This window comes from Allobaculum fili, from assembly GCF_020969955.1.
GTDB lineage: Bacteria > Bacillota_I > Bacilli_A > Erysipelotrichales > Erysipelotrichaceae > Allobaculum > Allobaculum fili.
In genome coordinates this window covers 1-23770 of record NZ_JAHDSX010000038.1, presented here as the reverse complement: position 1 = coordinate 23770, position 23770 = coordinate 1, and the positions used below count along the sequence as shown (strand labels likewise).

At 52.2% G+C, this 23770-nt stretch carries 19 protein-coding genes; 8 read left to right on the top strand and 11 right to left on the bottom strand.

Features of this window, described 5'->3' with window-relative positions; all coding sequences use genetic code 11:
- Positions 1–235: 235 nt before the first annotated feature.
- Both Afil_RS08275 and Afil_RS08270 read right to left on the bottom strand, forming a co-directional pair.
- Positions 236–1081, bottom strand: a complete 846-nt coding sequence (locus Afil_RS08275; protein WP_230268097.1) for a DegV family protein — start codon at positions 1079–1081, stop codon at positions 236–238.
- Between the two features lie 54 nt (positions 1082–1135).
- Entirely contained in the window at positions 1136–1651 is a 516-nt protein-coding gene (locus Afil_RS08270) for a MarR family transcriptional regulator (RefSeq protein WP_230268096.1), read from the bottom strand.
- A gap of 257 nt (positions 1652–1908) precedes the next feature.
- Here Afil_RS08270 and Afil_RS08265 point away from each other — a divergent pair, with 257 nt between their 5' ends.
- The 4 genes from Afil_RS08265 (at position 1909) to Afil_RS08250 (ending at position 9893) form a co-directional block, all read left to right on the top strand.
- Positions 1909–2457, top strand: coding sequence for a GNAT family N-acetyltransferase (locus Afil_RS08265; RefSeq protein ID WP_230268095.1), 549 nt, complete (start codon positions 1909–1911; stop codon positions 2455–2457).
- Positions 2458–2877: 420 nt separating this feature from the next.
- The gene (locus Afil_RS08260) at positions 2878–8175 is read left to right on the top strand and encodes a glycoside hydrolase domain-containing protein (RefSeq protein WP_230268094.1); all 5298 of its coding nucleotides are present in this window, start codon (positions 2878–2880) and stop codon (positions 8173–8175) included.
- 292 nt (positions 8176–8467) lie between these two features.
- Positions 8468–8998, top strand: a complete 531-nt coding sequence (locus Afil_RS08255) for a dihydrofolate reductase family protein (RefSeq protein ID WP_230268093.1) — start codon at positions 8468–8470, stop codon at positions 8996–8998.
- A 109-nt stretch (positions 8999–9107) separates the two neighbouring features.
- Positions 9108–9893, top strand: coding sequence for a TVP38/TMEM64 family protein (locus Afil_RS08250; protein WP_230268092.1), 786 nt, complete (start codon positions 9108–9110; stop codon positions 9891–9893).
- Positions 9894–10124: 231 nt separating this feature from the next.
- Here Afil_RS08250 and Afil_RS08245 read toward each other — a convergent pair whose 3' ends face one another.
- Complete coding sequence (locus tag Afil_RS08245; RefSeq protein ID WP_255658325.1) at positions 10125–11432, bottom strand: NAD(P)-dependent oxidoreductase; 1308 nt, start codon at positions 11430–11432, stop codon at positions 10125–10127.
- A gap of 264 nt (positions 11433–11696) precedes the next feature.
- Between Afil_RS08245 and Afil_RS08240 the strand changes: the two genes are divergently transcribed.
- Positions 11697–12647, top strand: a complete 951-nt coding sequence (locus Afil_RS08240) for a D-2-hydroxyacid dehydrogenase (RefSeq protein WP_230268090.1) — start codon at positions 11697–11699, stop codon at positions 12645–12647.
- A 261-nt stretch (positions 12648–12908) separates the two neighbouring features.
- On the opposite strand, the gene Afil_RS08235 is transcribed toward Afil_RS08240, so the two are convergent.
- The 5 genes from Afil_RS08235 to Afil_RS08215 form a co-directional block, all read right to left on the bottom strand.
- Complete coding sequence (locus Afil_RS08235; protein WP_230268089.1) at positions 12909–13694, bottom strand: hypothetical protein; 786 nt, start codon at positions 13692–13694, stop codon at positions 12909–12911.
- A 294-nt stretch (positions 13695–13988) separates the two neighbouring features.
- Positions 13989–15596 (bottom strand): ABC transporter substrate-binding protein, encoded by a 1608-nt coding sequence (locus tag Afil_RS08230; protein WP_230268088.1) that lies wholly within the window; start codon positions 15594–15596, stop codon positions 13989–13991.
- Complete coding sequence (locus Afil_RS08225; protein ID WP_230268087.1) at positions 15593–16417, bottom strand: carbohydrate ABC transporter permease; 825 nt, start codon at positions 16415–16417, stop codon at positions 15593–15595. Before Afil_RS08225 ends, Afil_RS08230 begins: the two co-directional genes overlap by 4 nt.
- Positions 16418–16436: 19 nt before the next feature.
- A complete protein-coding gene (locus Afil_RS08220; protein ID WP_230268086.1) occupies positions 16437–17375 on the bottom strand; it encodes a carbohydrate ABC transporter permease in 939 nt (312 codons plus the stop codon).
- Entirely contained in the window at positions 17372–18544 is a 1173-nt protein-coding gene (locus Afil_RS08215) for an ABC transporter ATP-binding protein (protein ID WP_230268085.1), read from the bottom strand. Before Afil_RS08215 ends, Afil_RS08220 begins: the two co-directional genes overlap by 4 nt.
- Before the next feature lie 441 nt (positions 18545–18985).
- On the opposite strand from Afil_RS08215, the gene Afil_RS08210 reads away from it, so the two are divergent.
- The 3 genes from Afil_RS08210 (at position 18986) to Afil_RS08200 (ending at position 21250) form a co-directional block, all read left to right on the top strand.
- A complete protein-coding gene (locus Afil_RS08210; RefSeq protein WP_230268084.1) occupies positions 18986–19969 on the top strand; it encodes a helix-turn-helix domain-containing protein in 984 nt (327 codons plus the stop codon).
- A gap of 283 nt (positions 19970–20252) precedes the next feature.
- Positions 20253–20564: a PadR family transcriptional regulator gene (locus Afil_RS08205; protein WP_230268083.1), complete on the top strand. Its 312-nt coding sequence runs from the start codon at positions 20253–20255 to the stop codon at positions 20562–20564.
- Complete coding sequence (locus tag Afil_RS08200; RefSeq protein WP_230268082.1) at positions 20561–21250, top strand: DUF2812 domain-containing protein; 690 nt, start codon at positions 20561–20563, stop codon at positions 21248–21250. Before Afil_RS08205 ends, Afil_RS08200 begins: the two co-directional genes overlap by 4 nt.
- Before the next feature lie 194 nt (positions 21251–21444).
- Here Afil_RS08200 and Afil_RS08195 read toward each other — a convergent pair whose 3' ends face one another.
- From Afil_RS08195 to Afil_RS08185, 3 genes are all read right to left on the bottom strand, one after another.
- Positions 21445–21879: an MATE family efflux transporter gene (locus Afil_RS08195; RefSeq protein WP_230268081.1), complete on the bottom strand. Its 435-nt coding sequence runs from the start codon at positions 21877–21879 to the stop codon at positions 21445–21447.
- A 72-nt stretch (positions 21880–21951) separates the two neighbouring features.
- Positions 21952–22785, bottom strand: a complete 834-nt coding sequence (locus tag Afil_RS08190) for an MATE family efflux transporter (protein ID WP_230268080.1) — start codon at positions 22783–22785, stop codon at positions 21952–21954.
- Positions 22786–23004: 219 nt separating this feature from the next.
- A complete protein-coding gene (locus Afil_RS08185) occupies positions 23005–23430 on the bottom strand; it encodes a MarR family winged helix-turn-helix transcriptional regulator (protein WP_230268079.1) in 426 nt (141 codons plus the stop codon).
- Between the last annotated feature and the right edge of the window lie 340 nt (positions 23431–23770).

Here is a 23770-nt window from a genome sequence, read left to right as displayed (position 1 = left end):
GTCAGATAGAAATTCTTCAAAAACTGGATCTGATTCCACGACCAGATCCAGTAGACCAGCCCAAAAGGAAACGTGGTCGTCCACGCAAAAATCCGACCGTATAGTTTAGCTGATTGGGAAAGTTCTATTTAATCCATCGAATTTAATTTAATCCGCAAAATTTAATCCGTGTAATCCGGGAAATGTATTCCGAAAATTTCCACCCGAATAGAAATAACGTTTTGAAAGACGGCAGCTAGTCTTCTCTGGGCAGGAAGGCAATCCCGCAGGCACCGGGACCGACATGCACGCTCAGCATCTGAGAAATTGCGGCCGTCTGCGCAAGAATCTCCTGTCCGACGACTTCACGCAGAGCGCTCTGCAGGTCGCGCATCGGCTGTTCATCCAGACCGGTATAGCCCACAAACACCGGGCGATTCTCATCGATGCCGCAGTCTGCGGCGAGTTCGGCCACGCGGCGAATTCCCTTTTTCGTACCTCGCGTTTTGGCACAGGCTGTGATTTCTCCGTTTTCGTCAATCGTCACCAGAGCCCGTACGCCCGCAAGATCGGCCAGAGCCGCTTTGGCTGGCGAAATCCGTCCGCCTTTCTTGAGATATTTCAGCGTGGGAAGCATCGCAAACAGACGTACCTGCTTTTTCTCTTTCTCGATTGTCTCAATAATCTCTTTCGCGCTTTTCCCCGCATTTCGCAGTTCAAGCGCGCGGGCAACGAGAACGCTTTGCGAAAGGCAGGCCTGTCCGGAATCGATCAGATGGACGTTTTCCTGCCACGCTTCGTGATCAAGCAGAGCCAGTCTGGCGGAATTGTACGTTCCGGAAAGCGAGGAAGAAAGCAGCAGAGCGATCACTTCATCTCCTCTGGATGTCAGTTCTTCAAACACCGCTTCAAAAGCGCTCGGCGAGGGCTGACTGGTGCTGAGTACATTCGACTCTTCTTCGAGAAGGGCGAAAAAGTCCTCGTTTTCAATCGGGTGATCGAGCAGCTTTTCGTTGACGCAAATGGGAAGCGAAACGACGCGAAGGCCTTCCTGTTCCTCTTCCTTTAATTCCTGAGCACTGTCGGTAACAATCCAAATCATAGTCTGTGTTCCTTTTCTTTTTTGTGTTGGATATGCCTTCCTGTACGGAAAGGCTTACGCGTTTTTCGTTTTTCCCTTTTCGGTACGGCGGGAAGGCTCCGTGTCGGCATGCGCGTTCAGCGCCTGTTTCTTTTCCTGAATCATTTCCTCAAGCCGGGCACTGAGCTGATTGGAAAACTGATAAAACGCTTCCCACTGCTCCATCTGAATGCAGGCGTGGGCGCCTTCAAAGATGTGCTCGCATTCTCGGGCGAGATATTCCATGCGCTCCTTGCCTTTGGGGCTCAGCCGGTAGCGGGCGCGATACTGGCTGGTATCTTCCTTTTCAATCCAGCCGCCGGCGCAGAGTTCGCGCAGAGCGCGGGAAATCTGGGCCTTGTCGGTTCGGGTGATCTGGATCAGCCCTTCCGGGTTCAGGCCTTCTTCGCTGGAATACAGGGCGATCAGCACATTGAGATCGGAGCCGCGAAGCCCTTCCTGCTGCATGTACAGCAGGCGAATCCGGTTCATCTGCTTTTCCAGAGCGCCTACCGCATTAAAAAACTGAAGAATCTTATCCGTATGTGACATGCCCGTACTGTAGACGTCTTTTGTTGATAGATCAACAATTTAATTGTCCAGAGGCTCGATTTTGCGGTTTTGGATGCTTTGCGAAAGATCGAAACCGTTTGCACAAGGAAATCGACCAATGCGCTTTCCGACATCCCTTGGATTCTTTTTTGATGATCCTCATGCTTTTTCATCCATTCGTCTGGCTGCCTGAAAAAGGTTCTGGGCGACACCAGAGCATTCGCCTATACTGAACGGGATCAAAAAGGAGAGAGCCTATGGCAGAAATCAGTACTTGTTCAAAACGAATTTTACGGAAAGCCGGCCTGGCGGATCTGGAAACGCTCTGCCGCTTTTTCCAGAACGTCTGCAACCGCCTGAATACGCGAATCAACTATCCGCTCTGGAACTGGGGGATCTATCCGGATGAATCGGTGCTTCATGAGGCAATCGTTCAGGAAGAAATGGTCGTCTTCTGCGAAAAAGAACGCATTGTGGGCGCTGCGCGCATCAGCCCGTATCTGGAAGGCATGGACGCCTTTGAATGGACCGACTCGCGTTTCAACTGCATTCATCTTTTCTGCATAGACCCGGATTTTAGCGGCCAGAAGCTGGGTGATGTCTTTCTGGGCCAGATTTTAAGTCAGCTTAAAAAAGAGGGCTATGCATCTGCGCGTCTCAATCTGATCGCGGGCAATGCGCCGGCCAGAGCGCTGTACGAGCGCGCCGGCTTTCATTCCAAAGGTACGAGTGAAGTTCTTCTCGAAAAAGAAGGCACATTGCCTTTTGAACTGATGGAATACATTTTTCCTGTACAAAACGGATGAATTCGACCAGTCTGCCTGCAGGCAGACTTTTCTTTTTGTGAAATGGCCAGTATTTCCGGTTTTCTCGCATGGCTTTCGGATTCGATGTCACTTTTTATCATTCCTGTTTGGATAACCGAACGGATACCGGAAAGATTATTGCTCAATCCTTTCCATTTCCTTACAATAAAAGAGAACGCTTTCATTTCGTTTTCCATTAATTTTCATCACTGGAATTCATGGATGGCGAGATGATTTTTTCTTTATCTAGAGTCGATCCGTCTTTCTTTTGCGATCTTCTTTGCGCAGGACCGGGCCCCTGCTGACGAAAAAAATTCGAATGCCTGTCTCAAACCGACAGACGTTTTGCACTGGACGCATTTCACAAGGAAAACCGGATGGATTTCGGGCACAGATAAAGACACTGCAGAAAGGAAAACTATGAAAAGAAGAACGAATCTGCTTGCAGTCCTTCTCAGCGTGACCATGACGGCCTCCGCAGCCGCTTCCTCTTTCCCTGTTCTTGCACAGAGTGACGCCGACACGGTTATGCCGGCGGATGCGTCGCTCGTGGAAGAAACCATTTCCTTCAGGAAGACGACAGGAACGACCAATAAGTTCACCTTCTCTTCCGGAAACTGGGAAGCGGGCAGCGATGCCCATACCTGGTCAAAGACACCGGATGCGGCCAATCCGTCCGCTCTCTGGTATCAGGTTGATTTTGTCGGCAGCGAAATCACCGTCTATGCCGGCAAGAACCATCCGATGGGCAAAGTGGAATACTTCATCGATGGAGAATCCCAGGGCGTCTACGATCTGTATAACGCCTCCAATATCAATTCCACTCGGATCGCGACTTTCAGCGGCCTCAGCGAAGAAGCGCATGTGTTCAAAGCCGTCGCAACGGGCGAGAAAAACGCTTCCGCCTCCAATACGCTGATCGACTGCGCCAACGTGGTCATTAAACATGCGCCGTATACGCTCACTTCGATTTCAAGTGAAGAAACGCATTACGACCTGTACGCCGGAGCCGAACAGCAGCTGTCGATCGCGGCTGTACCGGACTATGCCACGACAGGCAATCTGACGTACACCTCGAGCGACAGCGAAATTGTGAGCGTATCGAGCACCGGTCTGGTTCAGGCGAAAAAAGCCGGAACCGCCACCGTCTCGGTAACGTCCGACACTCTGCCGGCTGCCCAGCCGCTGGTCATCTCATTTACCGTAACCGAGGCTCAGGCGGAACTGTCCGGTTCCATTGTCGATACGAACCATCAGTACACCCAGAGTACGTACGATTCCGTCAAGACGATGGGTACGCTCTCCAAAACGCTGAGCGCCTGGAAAAACGACAAGGCCGTCAGCCAGCTCGTTCTGGTTTCGAAAAATGCGCCGCTCACCAATCTGTCCATTACCGCTTCCGACTTAAGCGGAACCGGTTCGTCCAAAATTGCCAAAGAAAACGTAAAGCTCGATTTCATCCAGTCGACCAAAGCCTATAATGGTTCCTTCCTCGGCTACGGCAGCACTACCCGTCCCGTTCCAGCCGATAACGGCACCAACCGTTCGGAATCTTCGGACATCCTGAATGGCAATGCCCCCATTACGCTGGCCGCTTCGCGCGTCCAGCCGGTCTGGGTAGAAATTGCGATTCCAGAAGACACAGCAGCCGGAACCTATACCGGTAAACTCAGCGCCACCGCCGACGGACTGGAACATCCGATTGAATTCACCTACACCGTCGCGGTACGCGACGCCGTTCTGCCGGATGCGACTGACTTCAAAAATTCCTTTGACATCGAACTCTGGCAGTATCCGTATTCTTCCGCGGAATATTACGGCGTTACGCCATTCAGTGACGAGCATCTCGAACTGCTGCGTTCCAGCATGGAAATTTACAAGGAAATCGGCGGTCATGTCATTACCGCGACGATTTCTGAAGAAGCCTGGTCCGGTCAGACGTATTCCGCTAACGACATCCACTATCCGTCGATGGTCAAGTGGACGAAAAATGCGGACGGAACGTTTACCTACGATTTCACCGCCTTCGACAAGTGGGTTTCCTTCTGCAAATCCATGGGAATCGGAGACAAGATTGTGCTTTACTCCATCGCTCCGTGGCACGGAAGCTTTACGTACTGGGACAACGGCACGCTTGTGAAGGAAGCCTTCACCGCCGGCAGTGCACGCTACAACGAAGTCTGGGGCGATTTCCTCGAGAAAATGGGCGCCCATCTCGTTCAGAAAGGCTGGTTTAACGACGCTTATATCGGCATCGATGAGCGCGGCTTCAACACCAGCGCCTTTGATCTGATCGACAGCACGCAAATTTCCGACGGCCAGTACACCGTCACCTTCAAAACGACAGGTTCGATGGACGGCTTTACCAACGCCAGCAAGTTCGCCATGGCGCTTCGTCTGACCGAACTGAACGTCGGCGACAATGCCGCAGCTGCCCATTCGAAGGAATTTGCGGATCTCGTTGCCCAGCGCGACGCCAAAGGCCTGCGCACTGCGCTTTACTCCTGCACCGAGCACAGTCCGGGCAACTTCTCGCTTTCCGCGCCGGTAGAATCGTACTGGAGCGTCATCAACGCCTCCGAAAACACGGACGGCTTCATGCGCTGGGCATACGATGCCTGGGTTGCCGATCCGCTGCGCGACACGACCCACAACGCCTTTGAACCGGGAGACTGCTTCCTTATTTATCCGGATGAAAAAGAGGCAAAAAACCCGACGTCCAAACGTTCGCTGCGTCTGGCCCGCATGGCCGAAGGCGTACACGACGCCAACAAGCTGCGCCAGATGGCTGAGGAAGTACCGGATCTCGAAGGCGCGATCCAGTCGCTCTACGATTCCCTGACGACCGTCGCCGGAACTGCGCATTCCTATCTTGGCGAAGCCAAAGTCAATACGATGGGATCGGAAATGGACGCCTTCAAGGAAGGCATCGACACTCTTACAACGCAATACATCGGCAAAAAAGCGAACGCCACGGATACTGTGACTTCCGTAACCATTACCCCGCCGCAGTCGACTGCACTGCAAATCGGCCAATCGCTGCAGCTGGAAGCCGTCGTAGCCCCGGATACGCTGACCGATCATCGCGTTACCTGGTCTTCTTCGGAAAGCAGCGTGGCTTCCGTAAATGCAGACGGTCTGGTCACCGCAGCAGGTACCGGTACAGTGACCATTACCGCAGCTTCCGTCAAGGATCCGACCAAGACCGCGACGATCACCCTGAGCGTTTCGCGCGGCGGCATCGAGGAATCCAAACGCTATTCCGCCTATTCCTTTGAAAACAGTGCCAATGACCTGTGGGGAAACCGCAACGGAACCCCGATTGTCGAAAGCGGTCTGTCCTATGTGGACGGCTATTCCGGCAAAGGCCTGCACATGAATGCAGGAAGCGGCTTAAGCTTTACGAAATCGGAAATTGGAAACAGCGATCCCTGGACAATTACGTACTGGGTCAAAGCCGATACGATCACCGGCAAATCCCTGATCACGCAGGACAGCGAAGAAAAATTTGCGACCGCGCTCAAGATGGCCGACGATCGATACTCCGGTTTCCGTGTCGGTACCAGCAGCGCCGATGTGCTCACCTTTGCCTACGGCTTTGAAGCCGGCCAGTGGTATCACGTGGCCTGGACCCAGTCGAAGACAAACGGCCTGAAGCTGTACGTCAACGGCGAAGAAGTCGCCACAAACACCTGGACCACGAACAACACGACCGTCATTCCTTCCGATATTCTCGGTAAGAGCGACTTCGCGGGCACGGTCGATGAACTGCGCATTTACGATGCCGAACTGACCAAAGCGGAAATCGGCATCGATCAGCTCAAACCGGGTCTGAACATCACCGTCCGCAATAAGACGCTCCAGATTTCCAAGGACAGTACACCGACCTGGCAGATTCCCGTTACGCTCAACAGCGACGAAGAACTCGAAATTACCTATACTTCGAAAAATCCGGAAGTAGCCACGGTCAGCAGTACCGGCGTGGTTACCCCAGTCAAGGCAGGAACAGCCCAGATTGAAGTCAAAGCCGGCACGTACACGGAAACCGTCACGATTACCGTAGAACGGCAGATCACGCTGATGAAGACGGTTCCGTACTACGATCTTCCGGAAAAATTTGTGACCGACGTCCATAAACCGGCCGACGGCGATGCCAATCAGTACTTTGGCCAGCCGGATATGATCCGTACAAATACCGGCCGTCTGATCACCGCCTTCCCGCAGGGACACGGCCATGGTCCGCTCATCATGAAATACTCCGACGATGACGGCGAAACGTGGATTCAGAAAGACGACATTCCGACAAGCTGGGCAACGTCCATGGAAACGCCGACGATGTACGTTCTGAATCTGGCCGACGGAACTGAGCGCATCATGCTCATTACCGCGATGCCGAACTGGTCTGGAAACCAGAACGGCGGCTGGCGCACCTCCTATTCCGACGACAACGGCGAAACCTGGACTGAATACCAGCTGTTCCATCCGAAAAATGATGACGGCAGCAACCGCTGGACGATTGTCGGCATGTCGAGCCTCATTCAGCTCAAGGATGGAAACGGAAACGACCGCCAGGCGTGGATGGGCATTTACCACGATTACAGCTACACCAACTACAAATCGATTCTGACGTTCGATGAAGACGGAAACGAACAGTGGAGCGATCCCGAACCGATTCTGACTCCGTATCGAAACATCGAATCCGCCAATCAGCTTTGCGAACTCGGCCTGTTCCGCTCCCCGGACGGCAAGCGCATCGTCGCCCTCGCCCGCAATCAGACGCACCAGGGCTACGCCATGATGACGTACTCCGATGACGAAGGCGAAACCTGGAGCAAGCCGGCGAACCTGCCCGGAAACCTGGCTGGCGAACGCCATAAAGTCGTTTACGATCCAATCAGCGACCGCCTCGTCATTACGTACCGCGACATTGTCTACGACAAGGACGGCAACGGCATCCACGACAACTCCAACGACTGGGTAGCCGGCGAATGGGTAATGTGGGTTGGAAGCTACGAAGACCTCATGACACAGGGCGACGGCGATTACATGGTAACCATCGCCTACGACTATGCGCCGAATGAAAAATCCGGTGATACCGGCTATGCGGGTCTGCTCGTTCTCGATGACGGCACCCTCATGATGGACAGCTACGGTCACTTCGACGAAGAGTATTCCAAAAACCATGGAAGCAACGTCCGTACCGACCGCTGCTACATTAAGTTCGCGAAGTTCAAGCTCGGCGACATTGAAGAAACGTACGGTCTGACCGATAAGAGCGCTCTGCGCACGTACGTAAACGGTTCAGCGATTTCTTCCGTTCGCGAAGCCGACTTTACAGCGGAAAGCTTTGCGCCGTTTAAGGGTGCGCTCGAACAGGCGAATACGATTCTTTCCGGTTCTTCCTACCAGCAGATCGAAGTCGATCGCGCACTGAAAGCTTTACAGGATGCGTATGCCGGACTCGTTCCCGCCGATGGACTGAACCGAAAGCCGCTTGAGATGGTCTGCGCCAAAGCCGATCGTCTCAACCTGTCCAGATTCCGTCTGACCAGCGCGCAGAAAGACGCGTTCAATCAGGCGCTCGCGCAGGCACATGAAGTTCTGAGCAGTTCCTCGACAACACAATCCGCGCTCGACGCGCAGGCCCTGGCGATGCAGAACCGTCTGCTGGCCCTGCGTCTTAATCCAGGCAAGGAAGCGCTCAATACGCTGAAATAGTCTTTGCCTGCACGCTTTTCCCAGAACTGTAAATTCATGCAGACATTCCTGTCTGTTTGAAAATGAACGTTTTCTCGCCTCCGGACCTTCTGGCGTCCGGAGGCGTTTTTTCTGGAGCAGGCAGACACCCCCTTTGCGATATGCCATACTGGACACAGCTTTTCCAGACCGGAAATTTTAAAACCATTCGGCCAAAACGTATACGCCGGCCAAAAAGAAGAAGGCGCCTGAAAGAATAAGCCGATCGAATAGATATGCAGAAGAAGATAAAGCGGAAAAAGGAGATTTGGCTATGCGAAAAACCACACTGTTTATTGCGATGAGCCTGGACGGCTATATTGCCGATGCAAAGGGCGGCGCAGACTGGCTGGACGGACAGGACCCAGATGCAGTCGCCGAGGATTTTTATGCCGAATTCATCAAAACGGCGGATACGGTTCTGATGGGCTGGAACACGTTCGATCAGATCGTGCGGGAACTTTCGCCTGACGAGTGGCCTTATTCCGGTCTGAGCACGTACGTCTTTACCCATCGAACGCTTCCCGATTCAAAAGACATTCACTTTACGAAAGAAGATCCATGCACCCTTCTGAAGCGTCTGAAACAAGGCGAAGGAAAAGACATCTGGATTTGCGGGGGCGCCCGTCTGATTGAGGGCATCGTACAGGAAGAGGCGATCAATCCGTTCTGGATTACAGTTATTCCTGTGCTGCTTGGCGGGGGCATCCGGCTGTTTCCGACGCTTAAAGCGCCGCAGGAACTGGCCCTGGTTCATGTACGCCATTCCAACGGAATGGTCGATCTGCTCTATCGAAAACGATAAGTTTTCCTTTGGCGTTACTGCGCATTTGGCTCGTTCTGTCTAGCCGTTTTCGGCAATCCTTCTGGCATATCGGAAGAATCCTCGATTCGAACCGCTTAAGATAATGAGTATGGATACTAAACCCGTTACGAATTTTTCTGCAGACTCCGCTCAGAACCCTTCCGCGCAGGCAAAAGAGGCGCTTGCCGAAAAAGACGCCGCTATCAAGTCCCCGGATCATTCCCAGGACCATTCCGCGAAAGCATCCGTCGGGACGGCAAGTACGCCCGAGACGGCCAAAGATCAGGAAGCCATGAAAAAAGGCGCTGCGGTGCGCCGGCGCAATCTGATCATTTCGATCGTCTTTGGCATTCTTTTCTTTGTCGTTCTGATCTGGCTGCTGCGTTCGTCCTCCTCGGCGACCACGCAAAAAATTCAGCACGCGATTGAATCCGCCGGAATTTTCGGTCCGATTCTCTTTGTTCTGCTCAGCGTCTTCACCTCGTACATTCCAATCGTTCCTTTAGGATCGATGGGATCAATCGGCATCGTTCTCTTTCATCCGCTGCCGGCTTTCTTTCTGAACACGCTCGTTTCCTACATCAACTGCATTCTCGCCTTCTGGCTGGCCAGAAAATGGGGCACCCGCTTCATTTACCAGATCGCCTCGCCAGAAACGGTCGACAAATACGAGAAGCGCCTGAAAAACAGCCGTCACTTTGAACTCATCTTCTTTCTCTGGATGATGATGCCTGTCTCGCCGGACTTGCTGCTGTGCATGCTGGCGGGGCTGTCGAGCATGAAAGTCAGCCATTTTCTCGCGATCATCCTGGTCAGCCGCCCGTTCTCCTCGTGGTGCTATTCCACCGGCATGCTCAAGGTGTTCGAATGGATCCGAAAAGCAGTCCATCTCTAAAGCGTTCTGCAAAAAAATCGTGCAAAAAAAATGGAGTCCTTTTTCCAGAGGCAGTTCTGGAAAGGGGCTCCTTTTTTGACGTGTACTTTGGGTTTTGTAATTTCGTTTTGAACTGTTTCTTCTGTCCACGTTTCTGGATTCTGCTCTGGATTTTCCAGAAACGCGAATCCGAAAGCGGTCAGAGCGGTCAGATCCTGCTGGGGGAGACAGGATCCACCGGTTTTATCGTTTTTACGCCGCTGTTTCGTCGCTGCTCGCAGCATCCTGGGCGGCATGGCCGTTCGGACCTTTCATGTAGCGGTCCATCTCTTCGGCAATCTGTCGGGAGAGCGCTACGGCGTGCACAACGGTTTTCGCGCCGGTTACGACGTCGCCGCTTGCGAATACGCCCGGCATGGTCGTTGCGCCGATCTCGTCAATTTTCAGGTTGCCGCGGTCGTTGAGCTTAAGATCCGGATCGCGGGAAACGAGACGGGTCTGCGGAACCTGCGAAATGGCTACGAGAATCGTGTCGGCTTTTTCCAGCTTCGCGGAGTCTTCGATCAGCGTGATGTCTCCGTTTTCTTCGACTTTTGTGTCGACGAGCACGACGCCTTCATCAGTAATGCGGATCGGCGCCTTGTTGAAAACGAACTGAACGCCGTCGATTTTTGCGTATTCCACTTCTTCATTCGAAGCGGTCGGCGAATCGGTACGGACGTAAACCACGACTTCGCGGCTGCCTTTCCGAATGGCGGTACGGGCCGCATCCATCGCCGCATTGCCGGCGCCGATGACCGCGACTTTATCGCCTAAATCGTAAACGTTCGGATTGTTCAGGTAGTTCACCGCGTACTGCACGTTGCCGAACGTTTCGCCGGGAATGTTCAGGCGGCGCGGCTTCCATGCGCCGGTGCCGACAAAGACGGACGCGTAGCCGTCATCGAGCAGATCCTGAATGGAAACAGAACCACCGATCGCCATGTTCGGACGGAACTGAATGCCAAGCGCCTTCAGCTTCTTGTAGTAGCGGTCCAGAATCGAATGCGGCAGACGGTATTCCGGAATGCCGTAGCGCATGATGCCTCCGATTTTTTCACGGACTTCAAAAATGGTGACTTTGTAGCCTTTCTGACGCAGCGAAACCGCGATCGTCAGGCCGGCTGGACCGGCACCGATGACAGCGACGCGCTTGCCGTTTTCCGGTTCCATGGACAGCTGAATGCGTTCAAAGCAGGAGTTGGAAATGTACTGTTCGATATCGCTGATGGCTACAGGATTGCCTTTAATGCCGCGCACGCACGCGCCTTCACACTGCTTTTCGTGGTTGCATACGAGGGAGCAGACGATGGACAGCGGGTTGTTTTCAAAAAGCATCTGCGCCGCATCGAGCACTTCATGGTTTTTGAGCTTGCGGATCATTTCGGGGATATTGGTATGAATCGGGCAGGCCTGACGGCATCTTGGATTCTTGCACTGCAGACAAGCCGATGCTTCGGTAAGAATATTGTTCATGTCTAAGTTTCCTTTCTTGTTCTCTGAGGATTGAAAATCCGCCATTCTGCCTCAGGCAGGGCACAAAGCGGATCGGTGATGAAGGAAATATAGAGGCGTACAATACAGGTGTAAAGCTTTACAACGGCGGCATCACACGATTTTCAATGTATTCCCACCTTTCTAACGTGTGTCTTTACACGAAGAAAGATCCTTTCCTGTTTTGCCGCGCATATTGGCTCATCCCTGAGTGCAAAAGAAAAGCCGGTCGCTCGGACCGGTCTGTACTGCCTGCTCAGAATAACCTGCACAGGATAAGGAGAAAGAAACATGAAAACCGTTCTCGTTTTTGAAGCGTTAAAAGAAGAAGACCGCCGGGCGCTGGAACAGGAATTTGGCGGCCTCCATTTTGTCTATGGCGACAATCCAAACTGGCCCGGCTATCTCGACACCGCCAGTGCCATCGTGGGCTTTCTTCCTGAAGAATACCGTTTTCGACTGAAATCTCTGCCCGCGCTTGAACTCGTTCAGCTTCCGTTTGCGGGCTATGAAGGCTGGCCGGAACGCGTGACGTGTCCATTAGCCAACGCTTCAGGCAGCTTTGGTCTGGCGATTTCCGAATATCTGATCAGCGCCATCCTGTTTTTTTATCGCCGCTATCCGTTCCTGCTCGAAAACCGGAAGAAGAAGGAATGGAACCGGAATATCGGCACGATCGATTCCATTTACGGCAAGACGATTCTCGTTCTGGGCTGCGGCGATCTGGGTTCGACGTTCGCCCGCTCCGTCAAGGCGCTGGGTGCCCATACCATTGGACTGGCCCGCAGACGCCGAACAGTTCCGGGCTTTGATGTGGTCGATACGCTCGATCATCTGCACCGCTACCTGCCGTTAAGCGATATCGTAGTGGGTACGCTGCCTTCCAGTCCGGCTACCCATCATCTTCTGACGCTGGACGATTTTTCGCGCATGAAGCCAGACGCGCTGTTTGCGAATGTGGGACGCGGCGATCTGGTCGCCCTCGATGTCCTGGAAAAGGTCATGGCGCAGCATCGGATTCGCGGCATGATTCTCGATGTCTGCGAAATCGAGCCGCTTCCCGCAGACTGCCCGCTTTGGGAAGACGAAAATGTATTCATCACGCCGCACATTTCCGGCGATGAATCGCTGCCGGAAACGAAAAAACGTCTCTGGCAGATTATCCGCACCAACCTGCACGCCCTCGAACAGGGAGAACCGTTCATTCACATCGTCAACCGTCCGCAGTCCGATCGCTCCTGAGCGGACGCTCGACAGGATCCAGTCTGGACGTTCTGACTCTCCTGGACGCTTTGGCCCTCTGCGCCTTGCTGAATCTGGCCATTTCTGCTTATCACCAGATTTTTCCAATCCCGAAAAAGGCTCTGCATCTTCCTTAACCAAAAGGAGATACAGAGCCTTTTATGTACTTTTAAATATTTTGAAACACTTTGAAATGCGGCGCATCTCCTCCCTGTATGTACAGGAAGAAAATGTGCGCGGTCCTGTCGATTACGGACGGACTTATTTTACCGTTACCGAGATGATGTGCGGGTTGGCGCCTTCATACCAGTAGAGGAAGCCTTCGCAGTCGATCACATCGCCGACTTTGAGTTCCTGTACGGTTTTGTACACTTCGCTTTCCTCGCCGGTCAGATAGGACTCAACAACGAAGGTGTACGTCTTGCCGTCTTTGGAAACGTTGAAGTACAGGTCATCGCCTTCGCTTCCGGATCCGTCGTAGTTATACAGGAACGCTTCTTCGCTGCCTTCCTGTGCGGGTTCTACAGTAAGATCCTTGAAATCCACCAGCTGGTTCTGATGCTTGATCAGTTCTTCTTCATTGCCCAGCAGATCGGTCACATCGACCGGTTCGGCTTTCCAGGTTTCGCCTTCGATCAGTTCTACTTCAGCGCCTTCTGCGATTTCCACTTCGCCGGACCATTCGGTCTTGTAGCCTTTGACTTTGATTTTGGCGCCGTCGGTCAGCTCGTCATACAGATCCTGAGATACAGCAGCGTTGTAAATGAAGTAAGCGCCGTCTGGATCCTGCGCGTAAATCGTTGCCTTGTCTTCCCACCAGGCCTGTTTTGCCTGTACGAACGCTTCGATCGTTACTTCGCTTTCGAGTTCAGCATCCGCGTATTCCTGATACGTCATGACGCCTTCCGATTTTGCGGAGGGATTTGCAGCAGCGGCACTGTCCGCTGTGCTCGAAGCACTGCTCGAGGCTGCCGGGGTCGAGTTCGAGCAGCCGGCAAAGACCATGCCTGCGCAGACAAGCAGAGAAGCCAGAGCTGTTTTTTTCATTCTTTTTCTCCTTGGGACAGAATCTTCTGTCTCTTTTCTAATGGGGATTCCATCCAGACACCACTACGAAGCGATCAGGAACGGTTCGTCATCCCGCTCCTTGAGGATCGTCCGGTCAGCGCCCTGAATGGTTTTTCCACGGATAGTGTACTTGGTTTTTTCATGCGGTGAAATCTTTCCCGATCGAATCGCTGTTTTTTTCCGCTGCGTTTGAAGATCAGAAAAAATCGTGCGAAAGGAAACGGGATGAAACCGTTATCTCCTCGATCCCTTCAAGCTGAAATTTCAGGAGCTTCAGGCGTTTTTCGCTTTTCTTCGTTTCTGAAACAGCCAGACTGCACCGAGAATGACCCACGTCAGTGCAAGCAGAGAAAGAAACCAGACCGAAGAGGCGGGCATCGGGCCCAGATCATGAATCGTCCCGGATCCGGAAGAAATCTGATCCAGACGGTAGAGGGAGGAAACCTTTTCGTACAGTTCGTCGATATAGGCATCATCGACGGTCTGCTTGCGTCTCGTCGAGCGGACGACATCTTCAATGAGCTCGCCGGCCGCGTTGCGCAGCGAAGCCGAGCCGTTAAACACCGGGGTGGTAAACGTATCGTCCAGATGATCCATGAGCAGTTTCGCCGCTTCGATTTTGATCGCGTAATGCTCCTCATTATCCGTGCCAGCCTTCGCCAGATAGTCCTGATACGCCGGATCTTCTAAAGCCTTATGCGTAACGGGAAGATAGCCTTCCGTCTTCGCGTAGCCGATCTGCGGTTCGTTGGAAAGCATGTACTGCACGAACAGCCAGGAGGCGAGTACTTCCTGCGGATCTTCCTTGCCAAAGACGGCCATGGACGGTCCCTGCGAAATCATGAGACTCTGGTTTTCGCTCATCTGCGGCACCGGACGAACGACGGTTTCAAATTCCGTGAAGGCATCCGGGCTGATGTCCGAAAGCGGAGCCTCCGCGCCCATCCACGTGGATCCGGCTGTGGAGTCTACCGCAAACAGCGTCTGCGAGGCATTGAGCAGATTGGCGGGATAGCCGGACACTTTAAAGGTTGAAAACGCGCCGTCCCTGGTTTCCTGCGCAATTTTCTTCAAGTCTTCGCGCGTCATGTCGTTAAAAATTTCAATTTCGCCCTGCTCGGTGCTGTAGCCGGCGTCCTGCTGCTTCAGCATCTGGATCATCATATTGTCGGTGGACTTGTAAATAAAGGGGATCAGCGTTTTCTGGCTGTTGAGGGCGTACGTTCCGTCCGGATTTTTCTGTTCGACCGCTTTATTGGACACTTCCCAGATCCAGTCCCACGTCACGACATCCGGGACGGAATAGCCAAGCTTTTCGACCAGCGTCTTATTGATGTAGAGCGCTTCGGTCGAACGCATGAAGGGCATCGCGTACTGCGTTCCGTCAATGACGCCTTCCTGTACAAACGAATCGACCATTTCATCGGCCGTCGCCCCGTCAAATTTGAGGGCGCTGCCGCCCAGACCGTATTTTTCGTCCGCCATCAGCGCATCGAGACCGACGACGGTCCCGTTCTGCTGGATGTAGGACGCGATATGGTCGGGATAGGTAATCGCCACATTGGGCGTGGTATCCGTCGCAATGTTGGTGATGACGTCGTTGTAAATCTTCCCGTAGTCCGTATACAGCTTCAGATTGACCTTGATGTTTGGATAGAGCGCTTCAAAGTCTTCGATCGCCTTTTTGTAGACATTCGTCTGGTTTTTGTTCGTATCGTTTTTCGCCCAGAAGGAAATCTCAATCGGACGGCTTTCGTCGAGCGCTTCGGGAATCACAAAGGCGCTTTTCGCTTTGGCGCCATGGCAGCCGGAAAGCAGCAGACTCATGCCCGCTGCGGCCGCGCAAAGCAGCCGGGGCAGCCGTTTTCGAAGGCGCTTCATCCTTTGGTTCCTCCTTTGACGACGCCGGACATGATCTGGTTTCGATACACCAGGAACAGAACGATCAGGGGAATGCTGATGACGACGACCGCCGCCATCATCGCCGGAATGTTCGCCCGGCCAAAGCCGCTTTCGCGGATTTGCTGGATGCCGTTGGAAACCAGAAAGTATTTCGGATCATCGGTGACAAGGCTTGGCCAGATGTAGCTGTTCCAGCATTCGATCACCTTGAGAATCGTAATCGTAACGACCGTCGGACGGCACATGGGAACCATGATTTTCCACAGGTATTTCCAGTCCGAAGCCCCGTCGATTTTCGCCGCATAGTACAGCGAATCCGGAATCTGCGCAAAGCTTTCCCGCAGCAGATAAATGTAAAAAATGGAAGTGACCGAAGGCAGAATCAGACCCAGAAAAGTATTGCGCAGATTCAGCTCGGTCATCGTCTGAAAATTGGTAATGATGACCAGTTCATTGGGAATCATCATCAGCGCCAGAAAGCCGGTAAAAACCAGGTTCTTCCCTGGAAAGTCCAGCCGGGCGAACGCAAAGGCCGCCAGAATGGTGACAAAGACCATCAGAACCGTAGTAACGATGGTGAAAATGACCGTATTGAGCAGATACCGTCCCAAATCGACTTCCGTAAACGCGTAAAAATAGTTTTCCAGTGTCGGCGACAGCGTAAACAGCTGGGGAATGTATTCCGCGTTGTAGGCGCCGTATCCTTTTAAGGACGTCAGCACCATCCAGTAAAACGGAAAGAGAACCGCGATCGCCCACAAAATCAGAAACAGCCAGGTGAGTGGTTTGAATTTTTTCATAGTGTGTCTCTCCGTTTTCTCAGCTGTAGTGGGTATATTTTTTCGAAACCATCAGGTTGATGACCGTAATCGTCAAAATAACCAGAAAGAGCAGAATGGCCGCCGCGGACGCATAGGACGGATAGCCCCCGCCATCGCGGTAAAGCATGTCAAAGACGTAGCCGACCAGCGTGTTCATTCCCGCCGCATTCAGATTCGTGCCAAACAGGGCAACCGCATCTGAATACGCCTTGAACGCGCCGATAAAGCCGGTAATGACCAGATAGAACACCGATGGGGAAATCAGCGGCAGCGTGATTTTGTAAAACATGCGCCAGGAGCTGGTGCCGTCTACGCGGGCCGCGTCGTAATACATTGGATTCACGCTGGCCAGTGCGCTGGTCAGAATCAGGATTTTAAAGGGCATGACGATCCAGATCGTGTAAAAGCAGAGCACAAACATCTTGGCCCAGTACGGACCTTCGATAAAGTCGACGGAAGAGCCGCCGCACATATGGATCAGCATGTTCACAAAGCCTTCGGAATACGGCGTCTGCTTGAACAGCACCATGAAGACCATGCCGACTGCGAGGGTATTGGTCACGTACGGCAGAAAGTAAATCGTCTGAAACAGCGAACGCAGCTTTTGAATGCGGGTCAGCAGAAAGGCGATTGCCAGCGACAGACCGGTGGAAATCGGCACCGTAATGATGACGAGCAGAAACGTATTGACGAGCGCCTGCGTGAAATAGGGATCGTGCAAAACGTAGTCGTAGTTGTACCAGCCAATGCCCGCGTACGTCTGCGCGGCGGAACTGTAGCCTTCTTCAAAGGAATAAATCAGCACGTCGATGAGCGGATAAATCAGAAAGACAGCCAGAAACACAAGCGCCGGCAGCAAATACAGAAAACCCTTGTATTTTTGCCAGCCTTTTTTCAGGCGCCCTTTTCCCTCTGTGCGCCCGTTTGCGCTTTTCATGCCGCTTCCTCCAGAACGATCGCGGCTTCTACAACTTCTTCAGCCGCTTTTTGAAGAGGCTGAAGATCGGCCACAATCCGGTTTCCGCTTTCGGGTTCAAAAAGAAAGACTTTTTTCAGCTTGAGATCAAAATGCACCTCCTGCTGATTTTCGGCGAGAATCTGCAGATCTTCCGCCGAAAGAATCGAGCGAACGACCGGATTCATGGACGCCTCGTTTTCGGAAACGATGCTCATGTCCCGGCCGGTAATTTCGGTACGGATCATGCGATCGCAAAGGGCGCCTTCTTCCTTGAGAAGAAAGCCCTCCGGGCGGACGCCGACATGCACCGGCTGATCGGACGCGCTGAGCACACGCGCCACAGGATTTTCGCCGATGTACAAAATCTGATTTTCAATTTTGCCGTGAAACATGTTGATGGGCGGCAGGCCGAGAAACTGCGCGACAAACTGATTGGCCGGATTGTCGTAAACCTTCTGCGGGGTGTCGATCTGCTGCACCCGGCCTTCCTTCATGACGACAATGAAATCCGAAATGCTCATGGCTTCATCCTGGTCATGCGTAACAAAAACGGTCGTAATGCCTGTTTCCTGCTGGATGCGGCGGATTTCTTCCCGGGTCTGCAGGCGCAGACGGGCATCCAGATTGGAAAGCGGTTCGTCTAGAAGAAGAACTTTAGGCAGTTTGACCAGAGCACGGGCAATCGCCACGCGCTGCTGCTGTCCGCCCGAGAGTTCCTTAGGCTTGCGTTCGAGCAGATCTTCGATGTGAACAAGCCGTGCCACTTCTTCGACGCGGGCTTTTCGTTCTTCTTCGCTGAGTTTCTGATCGCCCTTGAGGTTTTCCAGCGGGAAGCAGATGTTGTCAAAGACGCTCATATGGGGATAGAGGGCATAGTTCTGAAAAACCATGCCGACCCCGCGTTCCTGCGGTTCAAGTTCCGTGACGTTCTGATCGCCGAAAAAAATCTCGCCGGAAGTCGGCTTGAGCAGGCCGCTGATCATGTTGAGCGCCGTGCTTTTTCCGCATCCGGAAGGGCCGAGCAGCCCGCAGAGTTTTCCGTTGGAAATGGTGAAATTCAAATCGTCGGCAGCGACGACTTCTCTGCTGTTCTTTTTTCTTCCCCGTGCGGGAAAGATTTTGGTGATGTGGTCCAGTACGATATCCATCCTGGCTGATCCTTTCTCTGGGTTGGGATTCCATGCAAGTGCGTTTCAGCCATTTGTTCTGGCTGATGTCTTCAGAATACCATCCCCGTTTTCCCGGACAGGTTTTCGAGAAAATTGAATTTTCCATGAATGTCGATTTCTGTACACCCGGCTTTGCGTGCCGGGCTTTCTTTTGCCTGTCCGTTTCTCTTTTCGCTTCGTTTTGAAGCGTATGCACTTTTTTATACAGGCTCAAAATCGGTCTGTAAATATATGACTTTTCCCGTGATTTTCCTATTTTCTGGTATTTTTCTCGAAAGTTCGGGCGGAAATCCGCTCAAACCGTCATGCTTTTTACAAATGCAACCGGTAGTTGACGGATTTCCAGCTGACAGGTTCTGTCTGGAACAAATGTCCTTCGATACAATGCAGGCACACAAGTCCACAAGGAGGAAATATCTGATGATTTTCGCAGACAAACTGATTGAACTGCGCAGGCGAAACGGATGGTCCCAGGAAGATCTGGCGAGCCGGCTGAACGTTTCCCGCCAGGCGGTCGCCAAATGGGAAGGCGCCCAGACCGTTCCCTCGCTCGATAAGATTTTGCAGCTTTCCGAAATTTTTGAAGTGTCCACAGACTATCTGCTCAAGGACAACGCCCCGCTGGTCACCATTGAGGAAGAAGAGTCTTCCCTTCCGACTCTGAGTCTGGAAGACGCCAACCGTTTTCTGGATCTGAACCGCCTGAACGCCTGGCGCGTCGCCATTGGTGTGGTTCTCTGTATCCTGTCTCCCGCCGTGCTGATCGGGCTCAGCGCTTTTACGGCTCTCCCTTCTTCCCTGATTTCCGAAAATATGGTTGCCGCGCTTGGCGTCTCCGTACTTCTGGTTCTGGTCGCCATCGCCGTGACGCTCTTCATCTGGTCGGATCAGATCATGAAGCCGTGGAAAACGCTGGAAACCGGAGACTTCAGCCTTGGATACGGCGTTAAAGGCCTGGCCGCACAGAAAAAGAAAGCTTTTGCCAGAACACACACGCTTTCGACCATTATCGGGATTGTCTTCTGCATTCTTTCTCCGATTCCGCCGATTTTCTCTACGCTCTTTATTCATCAGGAATTCTCTGCCGTTCTTTCCGTCACTGCCCTGCTGCTTCTGGTTTCCATCGGCGTCTTCTTTCTCGTCTGGTCGTCCATCACGCAGTCCGGATTTGAAAAAATTCTCTCCGAAGGCGACTATTCTTCAGAAAACCGGAAAATGGAAAAACGGATGGATCCTGTTGCCTCGATTTACTGGTGTCTGGCCACAGCCATTTATCTGGGCTGGAGCTTTGCGACCGGAAACTGGGATCAGACCTGGATCATCTGGCCTGTCACCGGCGTGCTGTTTGGAGTGGTTGCGGTAATCGTCCGTCTGGTCACGCAGAGAGAGGATACAGACAGCTGAGACGTCAGACATTTAAAATCACTTTGCTTTTCTGGCGGGCTGCCTCCTTTTTCAGGAGCGGCTCGCTTTTTTATTTGTATCGGTTTTCTTTCCGTCGATTTTCCGGATTGGGTGCCCTCCTTTTTCCTTTTCGTGTATCGATTGCGGACATTGATTTCTCCTGTCGATCGTATCTTTGAAAAGCGCCAAAAAGATATCGTTGACCGATATATCGTCTCCTGATATAGTCAAATCAGATATAACGTGTCACGATACATCGAGCGACGACAGGAGGTACAATGCTATGGGACAGGATCTGCCGTTAACGGAAACGCTGTTTTACATGCTTCTGGTTCTTCATCACCCGCTGCATGGATATGGAATTTCCAAGGAAGTGGAACAGATGACGCATGGACGCGTCGTACTGGGCGCCGGAACGCTCTATGGCGCGATTAAGAATCTGCAGAAGAAAGACTGGATCCGGGTGTACCGGGAAGAACCCGACAGTCGAAACAAAAAGGAATACATCATCACCGATCTGGGAAAAGAAGTCTTTGATCAGGAAATTCATCGACTGGAGGGCATGCTCAGAGACGCCAAGGAGAATAAAGAATGAAACAGTTCAGGCTCATGTTCGACAAAGACCGCGAAATCGAATATCTCAACGAAATGTGCGCGAAAGGATGGGCCCTGAAGCGCTTTAAGTACGGTCTCTATACCTTTGAACCGTGTAAACCGGGCGAATGGCAGTTCGACTGCGATCTCAACGACCGCGGGTTTGGCGTATCCCGGGAATATCGTCAGATTCTGAAAGATATGGACATTGAATTTCTCTGTACTTCCGGCTTCTGGTTCCTGGTGCGCCGAAAAAGCGAGTACGGTCCTCTGCATCTGTATACCGATCCCGATTCCCAGCTGGAGCAGCTCAAGCGGATTCGTAAGATGTTCAAAGCCGTCTGCGTGATCGAACTGGCTGCTTCCATGATGGAATTTTATGCGGCGGTGGAAACCAGACAGATGTTTTACTGGATCCTTACCCTCCTGCTGGGACTCATGACGATTGTTCTGATGAATGCGCTGCGCGCCTATAACCAGAAGATCTGGACTCTGGAAGGGCGGAGCCCTGAAGAAAAGGAAAGAAGGCCCAGTCTTGTTCTTGTCTGCGGAATGCTTCTGTACGCCATTTCTCTTCTGCTTCCGGCTTCCATCCTTTCTTTTCGGTACTTTCTGATGGGAGGATCCATTACCCTGGAACTTATTGGCATTTATAGGATGGTGGCAGATCGTAAATCGTCGCTCTGAAACCCGTTAAACTGCGAAACGCAAAATAAAAAGTAAAAAAAGTAAATAGGAAAAGACCCGTCCTCTGACTTTTTCCTTTCGAAAAAAGCCATAAGGACGGGCTTTTGTGTGTCTGGCTGATGGCGTTGATGCAAGGCGGATCAATCTCAGTCTGTCTGAGGACTGGTTTTATCTTTCACATACCGCACTGTGTTTTACTCGCAGACCGCGCTCATTTTTTCGGCAGCGGCGGCTGGAGCTGTCGTTTCCGTTTTGGACTGACTGAGTTTTCTCCAGGTATGAACATAAAGAATCAGCGCCAGACCAAAGGACAGTACGTCGGCAGCCGGCTGTGCCCAGACCAGTCCGGTAATTCCCATAGCGGCTTCAAGAAGATACATTGCGGGAATGAAGATCAGGCCCTGGCGGCTCACGTTAATTACAAAGGATGCCGCTGCAGCCCCCATCGCCTGCAGCGCGTTGGTAAGAACGTAGTAGACGCCGAACAGAAAGCTTGTGGTTAACAGGATGTGAACAAAATGAACCGCATACGTATAGGCTGTCGGATCGGTCAGGAACACACTGACAATCTGGCCGGAAAAAACGAAGCAGATAACGGTCAGCGCCAGTCCTAAAGACAGGGAAAACAAAATGGAGAAGCGGCTGAATGCCCTGCCCGAGTCCCATGCAGATCATGCCGGTAATGGTAATGACTTTCATGGCTACGCCCATGGCCGCCACCGCCATATCCCCGTACTGTGCCATAGGCTGTTGATCAGAATCTGAGAAACGCTCATCAGCAGCGAACCGAGCGCCGCAGGAATGCCGATGATCAGAACACTGCTGCAGACTTTTTCTTTTACTGTGAACTCTCTGGGGTGAATGCTGAGACTGGATTTGCCGCTCAGGAAATAAAAGATGTAATACGCCGCCCCAATGACATTTCCGATCACTGTCGCGATCGCAGCACCAGCTACGTTCCAGCCAAAGCCTAAAATCATAATCGGATCCAGAACCACGTTAATCAGGTTGCCGAGAAGCTGACCCATCATGGCTTTTCCGGATTCGCCTTCCGCACGGATCACATTCGCGTAGCAGTTGGAAACCAGAACAAACGGTCCGCTCCAGGCGACGATCCACAAATAGGTTTTCGTCATTTCCCACGTTTCGGCGCTTGCGCCGATCAGAGTAAGAATCGGATCCATAAAAATCAGAAAGACAGGGCTCATCGCCACACCAAGAACAACGCAGCTCCACATGCAGAAAGAGCAGACCTTTCTGGCATGATCCTTTCTTCCCTCGCCAAGGGCACGGGAAATTACGGACGTACCGCCAATGCCGAAAATCGTTCCCGCTGCCATGAACAGCAGGAAAAACGGCGTCGCCAGCGATACTGCCGCGACCTGCAATGCGTCGTGGGTCTGTCCGATAAAGAAAGTATCAGCCAGGTTATAGACGAGTACCATCAGCATCCCCGCCATAGCCGGCAATGCGTTTTTGAATACAGCCTGCGCGACAGGCATGGATTCAAATATTTCCATCGATTTATCTTTCATAACTCTCTCCATTCCATTTTTCGATCTACGTTTCCGCCATTTTCAAAAGCAAGCGATTGATTTGAACATACCGATCCATGCGCCTGGCTGCCTGCGAAGGGAGCCGGCATCGTTTTCTCATTTGTGTATGTCCGGTTTCCGTTTTAACTGTGATATTTCAAAAGCAAGCGATCGATTTCCGCGTTAGTATCGCCCGTCAGGGCGAAAGCCCGCGGGCGTTTATTTTACATTTTCGTAAACTCTTTTCAGCAGTCCGTGGAAGACAGCCTGCTCTTCCTCTGAAAATCCGGTAAACAGAGTCTGTTCCAGTTCCTGGATATCCTTCTTCGCTTTTTCACAGCGTTTTTTCCCGTCTTCGCTCAGACGAACCAGCTTCATCCTTCGATCCTTTTGATCGGTAAAGCTTTCCACCAGTTTCTTAGCGACGAGCCGGCTGACAATTCCGACACAGGTAGACTGCGCAACACCTAGAATTCGTTCGAGTTCCTTAAAGGAGTACGTATGATTTTCTTTCTCATCCAGGGAAAGAAGAACCCAGACCTGAACCATGGTCAGATCATCCGCGCGCAGGGAATTGTTTACCCGCCGCTCAATCGCATCATTCAGCATTTTGATCAGCTGTCCGCTGTTTTCCTTATCACTCACAAGAACACCTCCGCTCTTAACAGAAGCTATCATACCGTTCAACAGCATACTGTCAATAGTAAGCTATGTATTTGCTTAAAGCCAGCCGGCTTCCCTCGTGTTCAGGACTGGATTGCCGAATTCCCAGAGTCCGTTTGCGCAGATGAGGAAATTGCTCTCTTTGTGTCCAGTTTTCGGGGAAGAGTTTAGTCAGTGCTTATCAAAAAAGAGGAATAGAACTTTCCCAATCAGCTAAACTATACGGTCGGATTTTTGCGTGGACGACCACGTTTCCTTTTGGGTTTATCTACCGAATCTGGTCGTGGAATCAGATCAAGTTTTTGAAGAATTGCAATCTGGC